This is a genomic window from Sorangiineae bacterium MSr11367 (assembly GCA_037157805.1).
In the GTDB taxonomy this organism is placed as follows: domain Bacteria; phylum Myxococcota_A; class Polyangia; order Polyangiales; family Polyangiaceae; genus Pendulispora; species Pendulispora rubella.
Genome location: CP089983.1, coordinates 2,886,676 through 2,902,559 on the forward strand (window position 1 = coordinate 2,886,676; position 15,884 = coordinate 2,902,559).

The 15,884-nt window shown below is 64.9% G+C and carries 13 protein-coding genes; 6 read left to right on the top strand and 7 right to left on the bottom strand.

The window, feature by feature from the left end; genetic code table 11:
• The first annotated feature begins 86 nt into the window (after positions 1-86).
• A complete protein-coding gene (locus LVJ94_11615; GenBank protein ID WXB07877.1) occupies positions 87-1,460 on the top strand; it encodes a hypothetical protein in 1,374 nt (457 codons plus the stop codon).
• A 73-nt stretch (positions 1,461-1,533) separates the two neighbouring features.
• Positions 1,534-2,130 (top strand): glutathione S-transferase family protein, encoded by a 597-nt coding sequence (locus LVJ94_11620; protein WXB07878.1) that lies wholly within the window; start codon positions 1,534-1,536, stop codon positions 2,128-2,130.
• Here LVJ94_11620 and LVJ94_11625 read toward each other — a convergent pair.
• The 5 genes from LVJ94_11625 to rpsO all read right to left on the bottom strand — a co-directional run bounded on the left by LVJ94_11625 (position 2,108) and on the right by rpsO (position 8,523).
• Positions 2,108-4,117, bottom strand: coding sequence for a S9 family peptidase (locus LVJ94_11625; GenBank protein ID WXB07879.1), 2,010 nt, complete (start codon positions 4,115-4,117; stop codon positions 2,108-2,110). The two genes, LVJ94_11620 and LVJ94_11625, sit on opposite strands and share 23 nt — an antisense overlap.
• 8 nt (positions 4,118-4,125) lie before the next feature.
• Complete coding sequence (locus LVJ94_11630; protein WXB07880.1) at positions 4,126-4,305, bottom strand: hypothetical protein; 180 nt, start codon at positions 4,303-4,305, stop codon at positions 4,126-4,128.
• Positions 4,306-4,327: 22 nt separating this feature from the next.
• Positions 4,328-5,575 (bottom strand): hypothetical protein, encoded by a 1,248-nt coding sequence (locus tag LVJ94_11635; GenBank protein ID WXB07881.1) that lies wholly within the window; start codon positions 5,573-5,575, stop codon positions 4,328-4,330.
• 146 nt (positions 5,576-5,721) lie between these two features.
• On the bottom strand, positions 5,722-7,980 hold the full coding sequence (pnp, locus tag LVJ94_11640; GenBank protein WXB07882.1) for a polyribonucleotide nucleotidyltransferase: 2,259 nt from the start codon (positions 7,978-7,980) through the stop codon (positions 5,722-5,724).
• Positions 7,981-8,253: 273 nt separating this feature from the next.
• The gene (gene rpsO / locus LVJ94_11645) at positions 8,254-8,523 is read right to left on the bottom strand and encodes a 30S ribosomal protein S15 (protein WXB07883.1); all 270 of its coding nucleotides are present in this window, start codon (positions 8,521-8,523) and stop codon (positions 8,254-8,256) included.
• A gap of 432 nt (positions 8,524-8,955) precedes the next feature.
• Here rpsO and LVJ94_11650 point away from each other — a divergent pair, with 432 nt between their 5' ends.
• Positions 8,956-10,611: a protein kinase gene (locus tag LVJ94_11650; GenBank protein WXB07884.1), complete on the top strand. Its 1,656-nt coding sequence runs from the start codon at positions 8,956-8,958 to the stop codon at positions 10,609-10,611.
• Between the two features lie 48 nt (positions 10,612-10,659).
• A complete protein-coding gene (locus tag LVJ94_11655) occupies positions 10,660-11,124 on the top strand; it encodes a GxxExxY protein (GenBank protein ID WXB07885.1) in 465 nt (154 codons plus the stop codon).
• Here LVJ94_11655 and LVJ94_11660 read toward each other — a convergent pair.
• Entirely contained in the window at positions 11,104-11,748 is a 645-nt protein-coding gene (locus tag LVJ94_11660) for an HTH domain-containing protein (protein ID WXB07886.1), read from the bottom strand. The genes LVJ94_11655 and LVJ94_11660 overlap by 21 nt on opposite strands.
• Positions 11,749-11,823: 75 nt before the next feature.
• Between LVJ94_11660 and LVJ94_11665 the strand changes: the two genes are divergently transcribed.
• Both LVJ94_11665 and LVJ94_11670 read left to right on the top strand, forming a co-directional pair.
• Positions 11,824-12,537 carry an extensin family protein gene (locus LVJ94_11665; protein WXB07887.1) on the top strand — a complete coding sequence of 238 codons (714 nt, stop codon included), beginning with the start codon at positions 11,824-11,826 and terminating at the stop codon, positions 12,535-12,537.
• A 39-nt stretch (positions 12,538-12,576) separates the two neighbouring features.
• Entirely contained in the window at positions 12,577-13,020 is a 444-nt protein-coding gene (locus LVJ94_11670) for a DUF2214 family protein (GenBank protein WXB07888.1), read from the top strand.
• 135 nt (positions 13,021-13,155) lie between these two features.
• On the opposite strand, the gene LVJ94_11675 is transcribed toward LVJ94_11670, so the two are convergent.
• A complete protein-coding gene (locus tag LVJ94_11675) occupies positions 13,156-15,447 on the bottom strand; it encodes a hypothetical protein (protein WXB07889.1) in 2,292 nt (763 codons plus the stop codon).
• Positions 15,448-15,884 lie beyond the last annotated feature (437 nt).

Here is a 15,884-nt window from a genome sequence, read left to right on the forward strand (position 1 = left end):
CTCGAGGAGCGTAGTTTTCGGCACACTATGGAAGAGATTGGACAAGACTTGCGGGCACTGGTAGCGGCGCCTCGCCGGCCCGACACATGACGAAACTTGACGCGGCTTGGGCCTTGGCGGGCGTCGTCGTCGCCCTCGTTCCGTGCCTGTTCATGTGGGGCTTCACCGTCGATGACGCATTGATTTCCGTACGTTACGCGCGCCATCTCGCATCGGGCGCGGGCTACCGTTTCAATGCCGGAGGGCCGGTCACCGACGGGGTCACGCCTCTGCCGTGGCCATGGTTGCTGGCCGCGGTGGCGAAGGGGCCCGCGCTCGACGTTTTAATATGTGCAAAGTGCATGGGCTTGGCCGCGTGGACTGCGGCGAGCGCGGCGCTCGGGGTGGCCGTGGGGCGTGCGCCCGCGGCTCCGTGGTTCAAAGCAGCCGCCTTGGGTAGTGTCGCGTTGTCGCTGCCGGTGGCGGCCCACGCGGTGAGCGGGATGGAAACCGCGTTCGCGATGGCTTGCGCGACCGGCGCGGTGCTCTGCGCCCAGGGGCATCGGCGGGCGAGCGCGGCGCTCGCGGGGGTTGCGGCGGCGTTTCGACCGGAGATGGCGCCGTGGGCGCTGGTGATGGGGGTGGGGGCGGGGTGGACGAACGCGGTGGTGGCGTTCGTGCCGTTTCTGGTTTGCGCACTGGTGCGGCTCGCGGTGTTCGGTCGCGCGGCGCCGCTGGCGGTGCTGGCCAAACCGAGCGATCTCGCGCACGGTGCGGTGTACGCGGCGGCGGCGCTCCTCGTGGCCGCGACACCGATGGTGGCGATGGCACCGTGGGGCATTTTGCGCGGTGCGCGCGGGCTGAAGGTGACGGCGCTGGCCGCGCTGGCCCACGTCGCCGCCATCGTGGCGGTGGGGGGCGATTGGATGCCGTACGCGCGCCTCCTCGCGCCCATCGCGCCGTCGCTCGCCTGGGTGGGCGTGCTCGCGTTTCCCCAGGTGCATCGCGGTGCGTCCGCGGTCCGAGCCGGGCTCGCACTGCTGGTGGGCGCGGCGAACTTCGCGAACGCGGGGCCAGCGGGCCGTGGCGTCGGCGACGATCGCCGCGCGCTCATCGAGCTCGCACGGCCCCGGCTCGAGGCGCTCGGGTCGGTTGCGGCGGTGGACATCGGCTGGGTGTCCGCGGCGACGGAGGCGCCGGTGATCGACCTTGCCGGGGTCACGGATCCCGACGTGGCCGTGCTTCCGGGCGGCCACACCTCGAAGCGAATCGACGCCGCGCTGCTTTTGTCGAAGAACCCGGAGGCGCTTCTCTTTCATGTTCGAGGACCGATGCCGGCGAATTGGCAAGACGCGCGCTACGCGTACGCGGTCGAGGCGCGCCTTGCGCACTCGGAGCTCATCGCGGCCCACTACGCGCCGCGCGCGTTTCTCGCCTTGGGCCGCACCGGCACGGGCTACCTGCTCCTCGTGCGGAAATGAGCCTGGTCCCTATCCTGACATCATGCTGTCATCGGCCCTGACTATCTTCGTTTCCCACGAAAGGCAGGTCACGATGTCGCTCGACTTCTACTATGCACCGTTCAGCAGTGCCTCCCGCGTCCACTGGGCCCTCGAGGAGCTCGGCATTCCGTACAACAAGATCAAGATGGACCTCAAGGCGGGCGAGACGAGGTCGCCCGCCTACGTGGCGATGAACCCCAACGCCAAGGTGCCGCTCTTGGTCATCGACGGCAAACCGCTGTTCGAGTCGCTGGCCATTCTTCTCTATTTGGGCGAGCACTTCGGTCCCGAGAAAAACCTCTGGCCCGCCGCAAACGATCCGGCGCGTTTCGAAGCTCTCTCCTGGACCACGTGGGGCACCACCGAGCTCGGGATGGCCATCGCCATGCTCTTCAATTTCCAGGAAGTGCCCCCGGCCAAGGAACTCGCCATTGCGCGCTCCAACGCCTGTTGCGCGATCCTCGAGCGTCACCTCGAAGGTCGGCCGTACGTCATGGGCAACGACTTCACCCTCGTCGACGTGGCCGTCTCTGCCGTCCTCGCCTGGTCCCGCTTCTTCAACTACGACCTAACGCCTTTCCCGCGCGTCTCCGCTTGGGTCGACCGCTGTTCGAGCCGTCCGGCCCTCAAGGCGACGCAAGTCGGCTAGACAAGTGCGTGTCGAACCAGCGCACCATTCGTTCCAGAATGTCGATCTGGTTCTTCACCTTTCGCGGACCATGCGGCTCGCCGGGGTAGATGACCAATTCGGTCTCGACGCCGAGCCGCTTCAGCGCCCGGTAGAGCGCCTTGGACTGTCCGACGGGGTTGTTGCGGTCGGCGTCGCCATGAAGAATGAGGGTAGGGGTCTTGGCGTTTCGAATGAAGGCAAAGGGCGAATTCCGTAGGAACGTCTCGGGTTGCTCCCACGGTGTTCCAAAGTGCCATTCGTCGGTGGTGGGATCGGTTTGCGTCCCAAACTCCGCGAATTGATCGAACACGCCGGCCCCGGACACGGCAGCCTTGAATCGCGGGGTGTGACCGATGGCCCACTGGGCCATCTCGGCGCCGTAGGACCAACCGGCGATGCCCAGTCGTTCCGGATCCACCTCGCCACGTGCGAGAACGGTGTCGAGCGCGGCGAGGAGGTCTTTGAAATCGCCGCCACCCCAATCGCCGCGGTTGGCCTTCATGAAGTCCTCACCATACCCCGTCGAACCGCGCGGGTTGACCATGAGCACCTGGTATCCGCGCGCCGCGAGCAATTGCGCCCACGCGCCGAACCAGTAATACATCGCGGAAAAGTTCGAATTCGGACCCCCGTGGACGAGCAGCACGAGAGGTGATTTTTCGGCGGATTTCGGCGCCGATGGCGGGGGTTTCATGAGCGCTGCCTCGACGGAGCGTCCGTCGAAGCTTTGGAAGCGAAAGACCTCCGCGGAGGACAATGGCGTATCGTCCCATCCTTCTTGAAGGTGCCCGAGCTGGCGAATCGGTCCTGCCGTCGGTTTGACGTAAACCTCCGCCTGCCGATCGAAGTCGACCCCTGCGAAGGCGATCGTGCCATCGCGTGCGACGTCGAACACGGCGGCGGAGTGAGGAAGTTCGATGGGCGTGGACGCACCGCGAAGGTCGATTCGGTGCAACGTGTTGCGAAATCCATTGGCGACCCGTGCGACGACGACGGCATCGTTCTGCCAGCGCGCATTGCGCACGGCGCGATCGATTTTGGCCGTGGCATTGCGCGCTTCTTCGTGGCCACTTGCACTCTGCACGAACAGGTCGTGCCCAATGGGACCCCGGTCGCGCGTTCGCACCGTCGCGAAGCGCGTCCCACTCGGAGACGAGAGAAGGTCCGAGAACGGTGGTGCCGGGCGCGTGAGCAGCCGTGTCGTTCCGTCGGCCATCGCGATGTCATAAATGGCCGTATTCCACGTCTCGCTCTTCGGTTGTTCGCTGGCAATCGCGAGAAGGTGGCCAGGGCCAGCAACGTCGAATTCGTCGATGCGAAGGGAATCTCGCGTGATCGGCCGCGTCGTCTTCGACGCGAGATCGACCGTCCAAAGGCGCGGGACGTCCTGCGGCCGATCGGCCACCTGCGGAGCGTCGGGTTTCCGGTTCGCATCGGGCTCGTACGCGATGAACGCCATCGACTTGCCGTCGGGCGCCCAGCGAAAGTCGCTCACGCCGCCCTCGTGCGAGGTGATCTCGCGCGCTTCGCCGCCATCCGCCGGCATGACATGGACTTGCATCTCGCCGCCGCGACTCGACAAGAACGCGAGCGATCGCCCGTCCGGCGCCCATCGCGGTGCGCGCTCCGATTTCGGAGAATCGGTGAAGGGATGAATGTCACCACTCCGGACGTCCGCCATCCAGATATGCGTTTCCACCGCCGCCCCTTTGGCTTCGGAAACGACGCACGCCAACCGAGAGCCATTGGGTGAAAAACGCAACTCCAGAACACGACGAAACCGCACCGCGCGCTCGGGTGTGAGGGCGCTGCTGCGAGGCTCCGCGCGCGAGGGGGTCGTCGTTCGAGAGGACGAAATCGACGGAATCGCCGGCTCCGAGCTACGTCGGACCTCTGCCGGAGCGTGCGCCGCACAACCGAAGAGCAAGAAGACGCCTACCGCGCCAAGTCCAAGATGCTTTCCCATGCAGCGGACTATAGAGGCGGCTTCGCCCCGGCGATGACGATCCACGCGAAATCGAAGTTCGGGCGCCCCGGGTCCTCGACCTGATCTCCCTGCGCATACGTGACGTACCCGCCGGCGAAAGCCTCCCATGCGCGGAAGTCGAACTGGGAGTCCTGAGGGTCAAGGCGCGTGCCCGCGAGTTCGGGCACGCGCGATGCTCGGCCCAGCGGCCTACAACGTTGCGATTGCAAACGGGTATTGAGCATTGGACGACGGATCGGCCTGAACGACGACGGCAGCATGCGCGCCATCTGCGCGGAAGAAGAAGAAGCGCCCCTTCGTCGGTACCGTCTTCGTTCCTGCGCGATAGCCTGGCAGCCGCTTGTTATCCACCTGCGCGAGGTATTGCGATTCGTAGTAGCGAATCTCGTAGCTTTTTGGAGCGTTATAGGTCGATGGCGGGAGCTCGATGACGGCCGCGACACGGTCGGCCGTATCGTCGAGCGATACGACAGTCACCTTGCCGATCGAACCGGCATACTGCATGTCCAGCGACTTATTGTCGGAGGCCGAGAATACGTTGCCACATCCGGTGAAGATTCGCAGGCCATTCTTGGAAATCCAAAGGTTGCCGCACACGGGGTAGTCGCCGCCCCAATTGCGACCTACGGATGCCGGCTTGCCGCTCGTGATGTCGAATTTCTCCATGCTCGACGGCGAGAGATTGCGCTCGGCCATGTACATGGCTTTGCCGTTCGGGTGCAGAGCAGCGACGCTGCCTGCGTAAATGGTCGCTTGACCACTGATGTCTTCGGTCCCCGTCGTGAGATCGACCGTGTGGATCCCCACCCACTGATCGCTGGAGGGGAATGCGTAGGCCTTCCCGTTTCCACCTGCCACTACGTCCCCAACCGGAGCCGATACGTGAAACGTGCCGAGTACCTTTGCTCCGCTTAGGTCCACGTAACTAACGTATCCGTCGTGGCCAACGACGGCTTGACGCCCGTCCGGGGTGAGTGACACGGCCGTTGGGATCACGGGAAGGTTTACGACGACGTCTTTGCGCGCGCCAACATCGTAAACGTGCAGCGCCATGGGCGACGCACTCGCGAGAATCATGCGGTCGAGTGCGCGGCTGTATTGGGCATCGATCACATCGAAGCGGAGTTTGTCGAGTGTGTCCGGCACGCATTGGCCTGCCATGCACAACTCTGAATCCGCACATGCATGGCCCAGCTGGCCGCAGTTGGCGCCATCGGTCTGTGTGTCCGGCCCCGCGTCTTGGCCTGCGTCATGAGTGGGGACCCCGCCGTCGACGCTCGGGCTCGGGCACCCCGAATACTCGACGACTCGTTGGGGGATGCATTGATCGTCGCAGACGACGTAGCCCGGCAGGCAATTCCGTGCGCCTCCGTCTTTGTCGGAGCCCGCTGACGGCTCCTCACACGCCGTGAGGAAGAGTACGAGGAATGCAACCATCGCATGGGATCGAGGATGTATTTTCATCGCGATGGAGCTTTCGACCGCGCTGGCCGAAAGGTTGCGTGCCCGTTTGGCAGCGCGCAAAACAAAGCCCGCCGAATCGCGAGGATCGGCGGGCCGTCGTTGCCAACTACGTAGGGCGTTTAGCGGCGTCGGTCGCCGCCGCCTCGGGGGCCGCCGCGCGGCGGACCACCGCGATCGCCGCCGCCACCACCACGGCGCGGGGGCGGGCCACCGCCGCTTTCGCGGGCGGCCAGCATGCGCTCCTTGGCGCGCTCGCCCTCTTCGCCCTCGGGGAGCGGGAGGAGCTCGCGACGCGAGAGGCGGATCTTGCCGTCGCGGTCGATGGAGAGAACCTTCACCTCGACGACATCGCCTTCTTTCATCACGTCGGTGACGCGTTCCACGCGGGTGTGCGCCATCTCGGAGATGTGGAGCAGGCCGTCGGTGCCCGGGAGCAACTCGACGAAGGCGCCGAAGTCGGTCACGCGCTGCACGGCGCCCTTGTAGACCGCGCCCACTTCCGGCTCGGCGGTGAGGCCCTTGATGATGTCGAGCGCCTTCTTCACCGCCTCGGAATCACTCGAGGCGACATTCACGGTGCCGTCGTCTTCCACGTCGATGGCGACGCCGGTTTGGTCGATGATGCCCTTGATGGTCTTGCCGCCGGGGCCGATGATCAGACGGATCTGATCGGGCTTCACCTTCACCGTGGTGATGCGCGGGGCGTACTTCGACAGCTCCGTGCGCGGCGTGGTGAGCGACTCGAGCATCTTGCCCAGGATGAACAAGCGGCCCGCACGCGCCTGATCGAGCGCGCGCGACATGATCTCGCGCGAGAGGCCCGCGATCTTGATGTCCATCTGGATGGCGGTGATGCCACGCTCGGTGCCGCAGACCTTGAAGTCCATGTCGCCGAGGTGGTCCTCGTCACCGAGGATGTCGCTCAGGATGGCCGTGCGCTGGTTGGGGCCCGGCGCCGCATCGGCGATGAGGCCCATGGCGATGCCGGCGACCGGTGACTTGATGGGAACACCGGCGTCCATCAGCGAGAGGGTGCCACCGCACACCGCGGCCATCGACGATGAGCCGTTCGACTCGAGCGTCTCCGAGACGACGCGGATCGTGTACGGGAACTTCTCCTGCTCCGGAATCATCCGAGCCAGTGCACGCTCGGCGAGCGCGCCGTGGCCGACTTCGCGACGGCCGGGGCCGCGTAGCGGCTTGGTCTCGCCGGTGGAGAAGGGCGGGAAGTTGTAGTGCAGCATGAAGCGCTTCCAGCGTTCGCCGGTGAGCGCGTCGATCTTTTGCTCGTCGGCGCTGGTGCCGAGCGTGCTCGTGACCACCGCCTGCGTCTCACCGCGCTGGAAGAGCGCCGAGCCGTGAACGCGCGGGAGCAAGCCCACCTCGGTCGTGATGGGACGGATGACGTCCATCGCGCGGCCGTCGATGCGCTTGTTCTGCCCGAGGACGTACTCACGGACGACGTGGTACTTGCGCTCCTCGAACTCCTCTTTGATGAGCTTCTCGTTGGCCGCGAACGTCTCGGCCCCGAGTTCCGCGAGCAGCGTCTCGGTGAGCTTCGTCTTGACGCTCTTGTACGAGTCGTAGCGCGTCTTCTTCTCTTTGATGAGCGCGGACTCGAGGATGCCCGTGTCGGAAAGGTCCTTCACGCGCCCGGCGATCTTCGCATCGAGCTTCACCGCCTCGAAGACGCGCTTCTCTTTGCCAACCGCGGCGCGCAGGCGCTCGATCAGCTCGAGGATCGGCTGCGCAGCCTTGTGCGCGAACCAGAGGGCATCGAGCACGTCGCCCTCGTTGGCCTCGGCGGCGCCGCCTTCGACCATGACGATGGCGTCCTTGGAGCACGCGACCACCATGTCGATGTCCGACTGGGACTGCTGCTCGAAGGTCGGGAAGGCGATAAACTCACCGTGAACGCGCGCGACGCGCACGCCAGCGAGGGGGCCGGCCCAGGGGATGTCGGAGATGTGCAGCGCGGCGCTGGCGCCGGTGAGTGCGAGCACGTCCGTCGGGTTGATCTTGTCCGAGCTGAGGACGGTCGCGATGATCTGCGTGTCCTTCTTGAAGCCCTCGGGGAAGAGGGGGCGGCACGGACGGTCGATGAGGCGGCTCGTCAGAATCTCGTCGTCGCGCTGCCGGCCTTCGCGCTTGAAGAATCCGCCCGGGATTTTGCCAGCGGCGAACGTCTTCTCGACGTACTCGCAGGTGAGCGGAAAGAAATCGAGGCCGGGGCGCTCGTCGCCCGACACGGCGGTGACGAGAACCACGCTCTCGCCGTAGCTGAGGAGAACGGCGCCGTGGGCCTGTTTGGCCAGACGACCCGTCTCGATGGTGAGTGGACGGCCGTTGACGATGACCGATTCACGAACAAAGGACATGGTGAGTTTGCGCTCCTTCGCGCGGGCCGCTTCGTGCGGCCGAGACGCCGAGCTTCCTCACCAAGGAGACGCCTTCGTTCCTCGGTCGCTGAACCCGAACCTTTGCTCCGTTTTCGAGAGGGTTCGTGTGCAGGGAGCGAAGAGCAAGGCGAGAAAGAGGTAAAGGCTTGCTCGGATGTGCGTTTGAATTGAGTGGGAGACGAATATACGCCGCCTCCCACCAATCCGGGACCCCATCTTTTAAGGAGGAGGCCCCAGCCCGCTTTGGGGGGCTTACTTACGGAGGTTGAGAGCGCTAACCGTCTTACGGTAGCGGTCCAAGCTCGACTTCTTCAGGTAGTTCAACAAGCGGCGACGCTTGGAGACCAACCGGAGCAGACCGCGGCGCGAGTGGTGATCCTTCACGTGGGTCTTGAAGTGCTCGGTCAAATAACCGATGCGCTCGGTAAGAAGCGCAATCTGCACCTCCGGAGAGCCGGTGTCGGTCTCGTGGGTGCGGAATTTGTCGATGAGCTCGGACTTCTTCTCGGTATGAAGCGGCATGATACGTGGAACCTTCTTCAGAGCGTCCGCGCTGAATTGCGCGTCCGGCGCATGGTCCAGCCGTAAAAAGGGCCAGCCAAGGCGGCGGGCAGTATAGGCGGAAGTATGCGCCCGTCAACGCCTGGCTCCACCGACGGGCCAAAGCGCGAGTCTAGCGCGAGTGCACCGTTCCGAGCCGTGTTACGATGCAGCGACATGTCCAATCCGGGGCCCCGCGTCGTGACCAAGCCCGCTCTTGCTGTCGCGCCCGCGCCGGTACCATCTCCGTCTCCACCACCTTCGCAAGCATCGGCAAGTCCCGCTTTGGCAAACGCTCCAATTCCCACGTCCGGCGTGTCCGCGACGGTTCCTGCTCCTGCTCAAGGGGCTCGAGATCGCGCTGCAAGCACACCAGGTTTCGATAGACCCCCAAGCGGAGAGCGCGCCTCGAGCTTGCCGGCCGAGGCTTTTGCCCAGGCCGAAGCCATGGGCCAGCTCGTGGCCGCGGGCGGTCCCAAGTGGTGCCCCACGTGCGGCACGCATTACCCCGTCGACTTTCTGGTCTGTCCCAAAGACGCCAGCTCGCTGGTGAGCGACTCCGGTGAGGCGGGCGATTCGCTGCTGGGCATGGTTCTCGGCGACGCCTACCAAATTCAGCGCCTCATCGGCGAAGGCGGCATGGCCCGCGTCTACGAGGCGCGTCACGTCCGCCTGCGTGAGCGGCGCCTCGCGGTGAAGATCCTGCACCCCGAGTTCGCCCGCGACATGGAGGTGGTGCAGCGCTTCCAGCGCGAGGCGGAGAGCTCGAGCGCGATCAACCATCCCAACGTGATCGAGGTCTACGACGTCTCGCGCGGGCCGGAGAACCGGCCGTACCTCGTGGGCGAGTTCCTCGAGGGCGAGGAGCTGGGCGAGCACCTGAAGAAGGTGGGCCGGATCGACGTGGCCACGGCCGTGGCCATCACGCGTCAGATCTGCCGCGCCCTCAATGCGGCGCACGTGCGCGGCATCATCCACCGCGACATGAAGCCGGAGAACGTCTTCGTCGTCGCGCGCGATGGGCTGCCGCATATCAAGGTGCTCGACTTCGGCATCAGCAAGGTGGGCCACCGCAACACGCACCTCACGCGCACCGGCATGATCATGGGCACGCCGTCGTTCATGGCGCCGGAGCAGGCCCGCGGCGAAAAGGTCGATTCGCGGGCGGACATCTATGCCGTGGGCGCGCTCTTGTACACGCTGCTCACCGGCCGCCGGCCCTTCGACAACGACGATCCGACGGCCACGCTTTCTCAGGTCCTCACCGAGGAGCCGATCCGTCCGCGCCAGATCGACCCGGCGATCCCACCGGCGCTGGAGCTGGTGGTGCAGCGCGCGATGCAGAAAGATTCGCGCGAGCGTTACCAATCGATGGTCGATCTCGACGTGGCCCTCGCTCCGTTCGACGCGGGCGCGTTCTCCTCGCCGGAGATGCAGACCATCCTGCGCAAGGGCGACGGTGCGGTCATCGGCCACGGCAATCCGCACGATCCCTCCGCGCGGACCATGCGCGCCGCCCTGGGATCACTGCCCGGGCCCACCAGCGGTACGGGCTCGTTGCCGGCCATCTCGAAGGAAGCGCTCGATGCGATGGAGGCCACGTCCTCCGCGGCGCAATACGCGCGTCCCACCATCGTGACGATGACCATCGCGCTGGTGCTGTGGTTCATCGGCGGCGTCTCCGGTGCGCTCGGCGGCACCATTCGTTACTTCCGGCCCGGCGACATCACCGGCACCGAGGCCGTGATGCTCATCGTGGGCACCGCCCTACTGGCCATCACGCCCACCGCCTTGTTCGCACTCCACGTGCGACGCTCCGTGTGGCCCAACAGCCCGCGCGCCGTCGAACTCGCGTCGGACCTGCGCCGCACCGCCGCCGCCGCCCTCGTCTTCTACGGCATGGGCGGCCTCCTAATCCGTGTACTCTACACCGTCTTCCTGCGCAGCAGCTCCGAGCTCTCCCACGGCATCTGGGACGCGGGCCTCTTCTTACTGAGCCTCCTCGGCGCCCTGATCGCCGGCGGCGTCGGCCCCGTCGCCCGCTTCTTCCGCCGCAAGGCCAACAGCTAACCCATTTCCGCGAACCTGGCGCTCGATGGGGCCGATAACCCCAGAGAGATGATTGAACAGGAAGACGGGAAGACGGGAAGTTTTTGTGATTGTTCGGAGGCCGTTATCGGAGCGTGTATCGAGGTTCATCGCCACCTCGGACCTGGGTTACTCGAGTCGGCGTACGAGCACTGTGTAGCCCACGAGCTGCATGGGTTGGGCCTTCGCGTTGAGCGGCAACGGCCTCTGCCACTTGAATACAAGGGAACGAAGCTGGAGTGCGGATATCGCCTCGACCTGGTCGTCGAAGATTCTCTGATCGTCGAGATCAAATGCGTCGATCAGCTGCTTCCGATCCACAAGGCTCAGCTGTTAACCTACTTGCGACTATCGGCGCTTCCAACCGGATTGCTCGTGAACTTTCGCGAGACCGTTCTCAAAGACGGCCTTCGACGGATAGCCCTATCTCCTACCTTCCCGTCTTCCTGTGAATCTCTCCAAGCCGTGATCGTGTCAGAGGGTATTGGGGCGTAGGATTTCGGCGTGTTCGATGCGGTCGAGGCGGAAGTGGCGGCGTTCGCCGGCGGCGAGGTCGGTAGCGTCGATGCGCGTTTCGTGGCGGTCCATGATGACGGATTCGATGCGGACGTCGCGCGTCGTTTGGATGTAGTTGCTGTCCACGTAGGTGATTTGAACCGGTTGCTGCTCGAACCAGGCGCGCTCGATGGCGGCGCGTACGGCTTTTTTGCTCGGGAGGGCGGGGACGCCTTGGAAGGATAGCTCCTTGAGGCGCGTGAGGAGCTCGCGCTGCGCGGACGTGGAGAGGGCGGCGCGTACTTTGTCGAGGCCCGAATCCAGCGTGTCGGCGAAGGGCATCAGCCGCATGTCGATGGCGAAGCGGCCCAGTGCCACGATGAGCGCGGCCTCGCGTGCGGTGAAGTTCACCGGCGGGAGGCTGTAGCTGCGGTCGAGCGCATAGCCGCCACCGCGACCGCGCTCGGCCGATAGCGGCATGGAGGCGTCGCGCAAGGTGTCGAGATCGCGGTAGATCGTGCGAACGGTGACGTTGAAGCGCTCCGCGAGAACTTCGGCCGTGACGCCGGTGCGGCGGCCGCGTAGGTATTCGGCGAGGGCAAACAGGCGCTCGGTGCGGCGCATTCCTGACATAATAGTGACACACCGGCCCATCGGCGAGATGCAAAACTTTTCGCCGTCCCGTCCGTCCAATCCAGGATGCAGAAGCTGCGGTGGGTCGGCCTCGTATCGGCCGTGCTGGCTACGCTGGTTGCGGGGGAGGGGGACGCCAAGGGCGATGGCCCGGCCAAGCCGGCGGGCTTTGCAAACGCGGATCCTGCGGACGACATGATCGTCGGCCCACCCGTGCCGCGCGACGATTGCGAGGCGGCGCTGAAAGCGGAGGGCATCCGCTTCTCGACCGCACGCCTCGGCGTTCAGAAGCGCAAGACCATGACGTGCGGCTCCGAGCAGGTGATCGTCTACCACCGCAGCGCGGCGGGCATCGCGTACGACCCGCCGGCGATGCTCACGTGCAACATGGCACTGGCCTTGTCACGCCTCGATGCCGTGGTGCAGGAGGAAGCGAAACGCGCCTTTGGCAAGCGCATCGTGCGCATTCATCAACTGGGCACCTTCGCGTGCCGCGAGATGAAGGCCTATCCGGGATGGGTGAGTGAGCACTCCTACGCCAACGCCATCGATCTGGAGACTTTCACGCTGGAGGACGGCAAAGTCATCTCGGTGCTCCGCCACTTCGATAAGGCCGATGCGCCCGCCAAGGCCGAGGGCCGCTTCCTCCGCCAGATCTCGCAGCGGGCCTACGACGAGAACCTCTTTTCCAACGTACTTACGCCGTTTTTCGACGCCCTTCATCGCAACCACTTCCACATCGATTTGGGTCGCTATCGGACGGACGGAACGCGCGGATAGCCGTGCCATGGCCTAGGGTTTCGTCGTAATAAGAGGAGCATGTCGAGTATCCTCGCGGCCCTTCATCTGCTGGCGTTGGGCGTTGGCTTGGGTGGCGTGTACGTTCGCGGGCGCCAACTTCGCTATCCGCTGGACGACGCGCGGCTCCGCAATCTGTTCGCGGCGGACAATGCCTGGGGGGTGGCGGCGGTTCTCTGGCTGGTCACGGGGTTGTGGCGCTTTCTCGGCGGCATCGAGAAGCCCACCGGTTGGTACCTGCACAACCCGCTTTTCCACGCCAAGCTCACGCTCTTCATCCTCATCCTGGCCCTCGAGGCCTACCCGATGACCATGCTCATCAAGTGGCGCATCCGCGTGAAGAAGAACATGAGCATCGACCCCTCACCTCTCAGCCGCATGCGCCTCTTCAACCGGCTCGAGATCGCCTCCGTCGTCGTCATCGTCTTCATCGCCACCTTCATGGCCCGCGGCCACGGCATCTAAGAAGAGAGAGAATTCACGGGAAGACGGGAAGACGGGAAGACCTGAGATTTTTTGTTCTTGAGTCAGAGGGCCCAATTGGGATGCCCGTTGCCTCAACAAAAAAAACTTCCCGTCTTCCCGTCTTCCTGTGAATTCTCAGAAAGTCGTTCCCACGTTGCCGATGGAGATGCTGGGGCCGAAGATGATGGCCCTGGGGTTGCCCCCATCGTCGTTGCCCGTGAGGCGCTGTTCCACCCAGCCGTGCAGGTTGATCGAGGCCTGCGTCGGCGACTGGGCGTTGGCGATGGGGATCGCCATGCCGATGCCCAGGACCGCGCCGACTTGGGTCAGGCTTTGGCCGGCAGGGTTGGTGGCGCCCGTGAGACCGAAGGCCATGATGCCGCCCTCGAGGCCCAAGAGGCCTTCTTTGCCGTCGCTGTCGAGCCAGGTCAAACGCGAAATGATTCCGAAGTTGAGCGACAATACACCACTATGGTCGGAGTCCGAAAATCGATATAGGCCCGTCGGAATGGCCGTCGTGGCGTAGAGGCGCACGCTTCCTCGGCCGAGGACGATGTTCCATTGTACGGAGGGCTCGCCGAGAATCTCGGAAGCGCCGAGGTAGTGCGTTTCGTCCGCCACGTGCGCAATGCGCACCACGATGCGGTCGTACGGCGTGGTCACGCCTTTGATCCAGGCGATCCGCGGCTGGTTTCCTGCGCGCAGACTCACCGTTTGGGACACATGCGCTTCGGGGCGGACGCTGCCGTCGATCTTTCGTACGTCGATGTCGACTTGGAGCTTCTGTGTTCCATATTCGGGCAAAAGCCGCTCGCGGTGAAACACCAGGCGGCAGCTATCGCTCGACTCGAAACCGAGGTGCTCGATGATGCCCGGTCGCACGAAAAAGGGACGACCGTTCTCGTAGCAAATGAGCTCCACCAACGGCCGATCGGTGTGCGCCGAGAGGCTGATGGGCGCGGGGATGGTCGCCTCTTTGACGTTGCGCTGCAGCGGATCCACCAAGACGGCCAAGTCGACCTGGTCCAGCGGCGCGGGCAGCGTGGGAACGCGGTAGCCGAAACGCAAGGCCACGTAGCCGGCGGCGTTGATCTCGCCCTGCACCATCGACGAGTCGCCCTCGTTCGTCGCCGTGTAGACGTCCTGCACGGGAAGCAGCGCCAGAACGACGCCGTTGATGCGTGGATGATGCACGCGTGCGGGGCGGTTGTTCGGAATGAAGTCGATGGGCGGAAATCCCGGTAGCTCGAGGATGGTTCGAACCAGCGGCGCCGGTTGCGTGTCGACGCGGGCAATGCCCACGACGGAGCCTTCACCGTCGCCGCGGGAGGCCACGATGGAGAGCTGCGGACCGTCCAGGTTGCCCACGCCCAAGACGGCGTAGCTGACGTCCTGAATCGTCTCGACCTGCACGAGGTCGGTGCGGTGCGTGCCGATGGCGAAGCGCAGCTGGCTCACGTCCTTCGCGCATTGTCCTTCGAGGCGCACGACCACCCGCGCGCTGTCGACGCCGCGAAGCGCATTGCCGGACGCCACGCTCATGGGGCAGCGCAAAATGGAGAGCTTTACGGTGGGCTGCGGATCCTGCGTTCCCTTTTTCGTATAGGCGACGTGCGGTGCGAGGCGAAACTTGATGTCCAGCGCGGTGACCGAGGCGGGCGGCGCCTGCACCGTCAGCCGGCCCGCTTCGACGGTGCACCGCAAGGTGCCGCACTCCACGGTGCTGATGATCTCCGGGTGCAGCAGCGGTACGAGCCCGGTGCCGGAGGAGACATCGACGGCCGCGTCGGGTGGAACCAGCTGCGAAACTTGAACGCGCGACGAGGCGATGACGAAGGTCGCAGGGTCGGCGCGCCGGCCGTCGATGCCGAAGGTCACGGCGTCGGGACTGACGTCCGCGCCGGCGGGCAGCCAGCGGAGCGCGCGGGCTGCCGGGTCCGCCGATACCGTTTTGGGCACGCGCCAGGTGCACAGCTCGGCGCCGGCGTCGTTCTGCGGCTCGCGGCACGTGTCGAAGGCGACACCCTGCTCACCGGGAAAGGTCACCACGGTGTTGCGCATTTCGTGGCCGCGTCCCTCGAGCCTCCCTTCGTCAATCGACAAACTGAAGCTGCCCCGATCGATGCGGGGCCACCGCCCGGTGGTGACCAGCTTCACCGTATCCGTCGAGCGGGCGCACGCTTCGGAGGTGGGGGCGACCTTGAGTTCCACCGCCTGCCCGATGGCGGACACGGCGACAGGAGGCCTGACGGAGCGCCCCAGCGCTTCGATTCCCCATCCGCCCGGCATGATTCCGCAAGCCACACGGTTCCCGCCCAGCGGGATGGCGCGCCCGCCGAAGGGGGCCTGCAACGTCTCGGCCTGCGCCACGCGAGCGATTCCGAGGCTCAAGACGAGGAAGAGCAGAACGTGCCAGACGAGCCGCATCAGTCCACGTGGCTTCCTCGCTCCCCGTTCGGCCCGAACCGCATACTTGAAGGATTACCCGGACGCCGCACACGAACGCAAACAGTCTTGCACTTTAGGTGCAACTGTCCGCTCCAGCTTGCCGAGGTCGTCAGGCGCCGCGTGAGCGAGACCCAGAAGGATTGACAGGGAGATCGGGAGGTCGGGAGCAGTGAATGAAATAAACAAAAACTCCCGATCTCCCTGTTCAATCCTCTGGTGTGATTACGAGAGTGCCGTAATTCGTAGTGTGTTGGTGGACGTGGCATCGTCCACTCCGTATACGTCCTTGCGACAAATAGTTACCAAGGGCGGAGTGGTGGCCGAATATGAGTGCTGCGGCTTCTCACGAGGCTTGCGCGTATCCGTCGGGACGCTATGGTGCGACTGGATTCCAGTATTGGGACGACGCCGGTCCT

Excerpts from the sequence above, each read along its gene's own strand:
- LVJ94_11615 (WXB07877.1), top strand. The coding sequence starts at position 87 with ATGACGAAACTTGACGCGGCTTGGGCCTTGGCGGGCGTCGTCGTCGCC.
- LVJ94_11620 (WXB07878.1), top strand. The coding sequence starts at position 1,534 with ATGTCGCTCGACTTCTACTATGCACCGTTCAGCAGTGCCTCCCGCGTC.
- LVJ94_11625 (WXB07879.1), bottom strand. The coding sequence starts at position 4,117 with ATGGGAAAGCATCTTGGACTTGGCGCGGTAGGCGTCTTCTTGCTCTTC.
- LVJ94_11635 (WXB07881.1), bottom strand. The coding sequence starts at position 5,575 with ATGGTTGCATTCCTCGTACTCTTCCTCACGGCGTGTGAGGAGCCGTCA.
- pnp (WXB07882.1), bottom strand. The coding sequence starts at position 7,980 with ATGTCCTTTGTTCGTGAATCGGTCATCGTCAACGGCCGTCCACTCACC.
- rpsO (WXB07883.1), bottom strand. The coding sequence starts at position 8,523 with ATGCCGCTTCATACCGAGAAGAAGTCCGAGCTCATCGACAAATTCCGC.
- LVJ94_11655 (WXB07885.1), top strand. The coding sequence starts at position 10,660 with ATGATTGAACAGGAAGACGGGAAGACGGGAAGTTTTTGTGATTGTTCG.
- LVJ94_11660 (WXB07886.1), bottom strand. The coding sequence starts at position 11,748 with ATGCGCCGCACCGAGCGCCTGTTTGCCCTCGCCGAATACCTACGCGGC.
- LVJ94_11665 (WXB07887.1), top strand. The coding sequence starts at position 11,824 with ATGCAGAAGCTGCGGTGGGTCGGCCTCGTATCGGCCGTGCTGGCTACG.
- LVJ94_11670 (WXB07888.1), top strand. The coding sequence starts at position 12,577 with ATGTCGAGTATCCTCGCGGCCCTTCATCTGCTGGCGTTGGGCGTTGGC.
- LVJ94_11675 (WXB07889.1), bottom strand. The coding sequence starts at position 15,447 with ATGCGGCTCGTCTGGCACGTTCTGCTCTTCCTCGTCTTGAGCCTCGGA.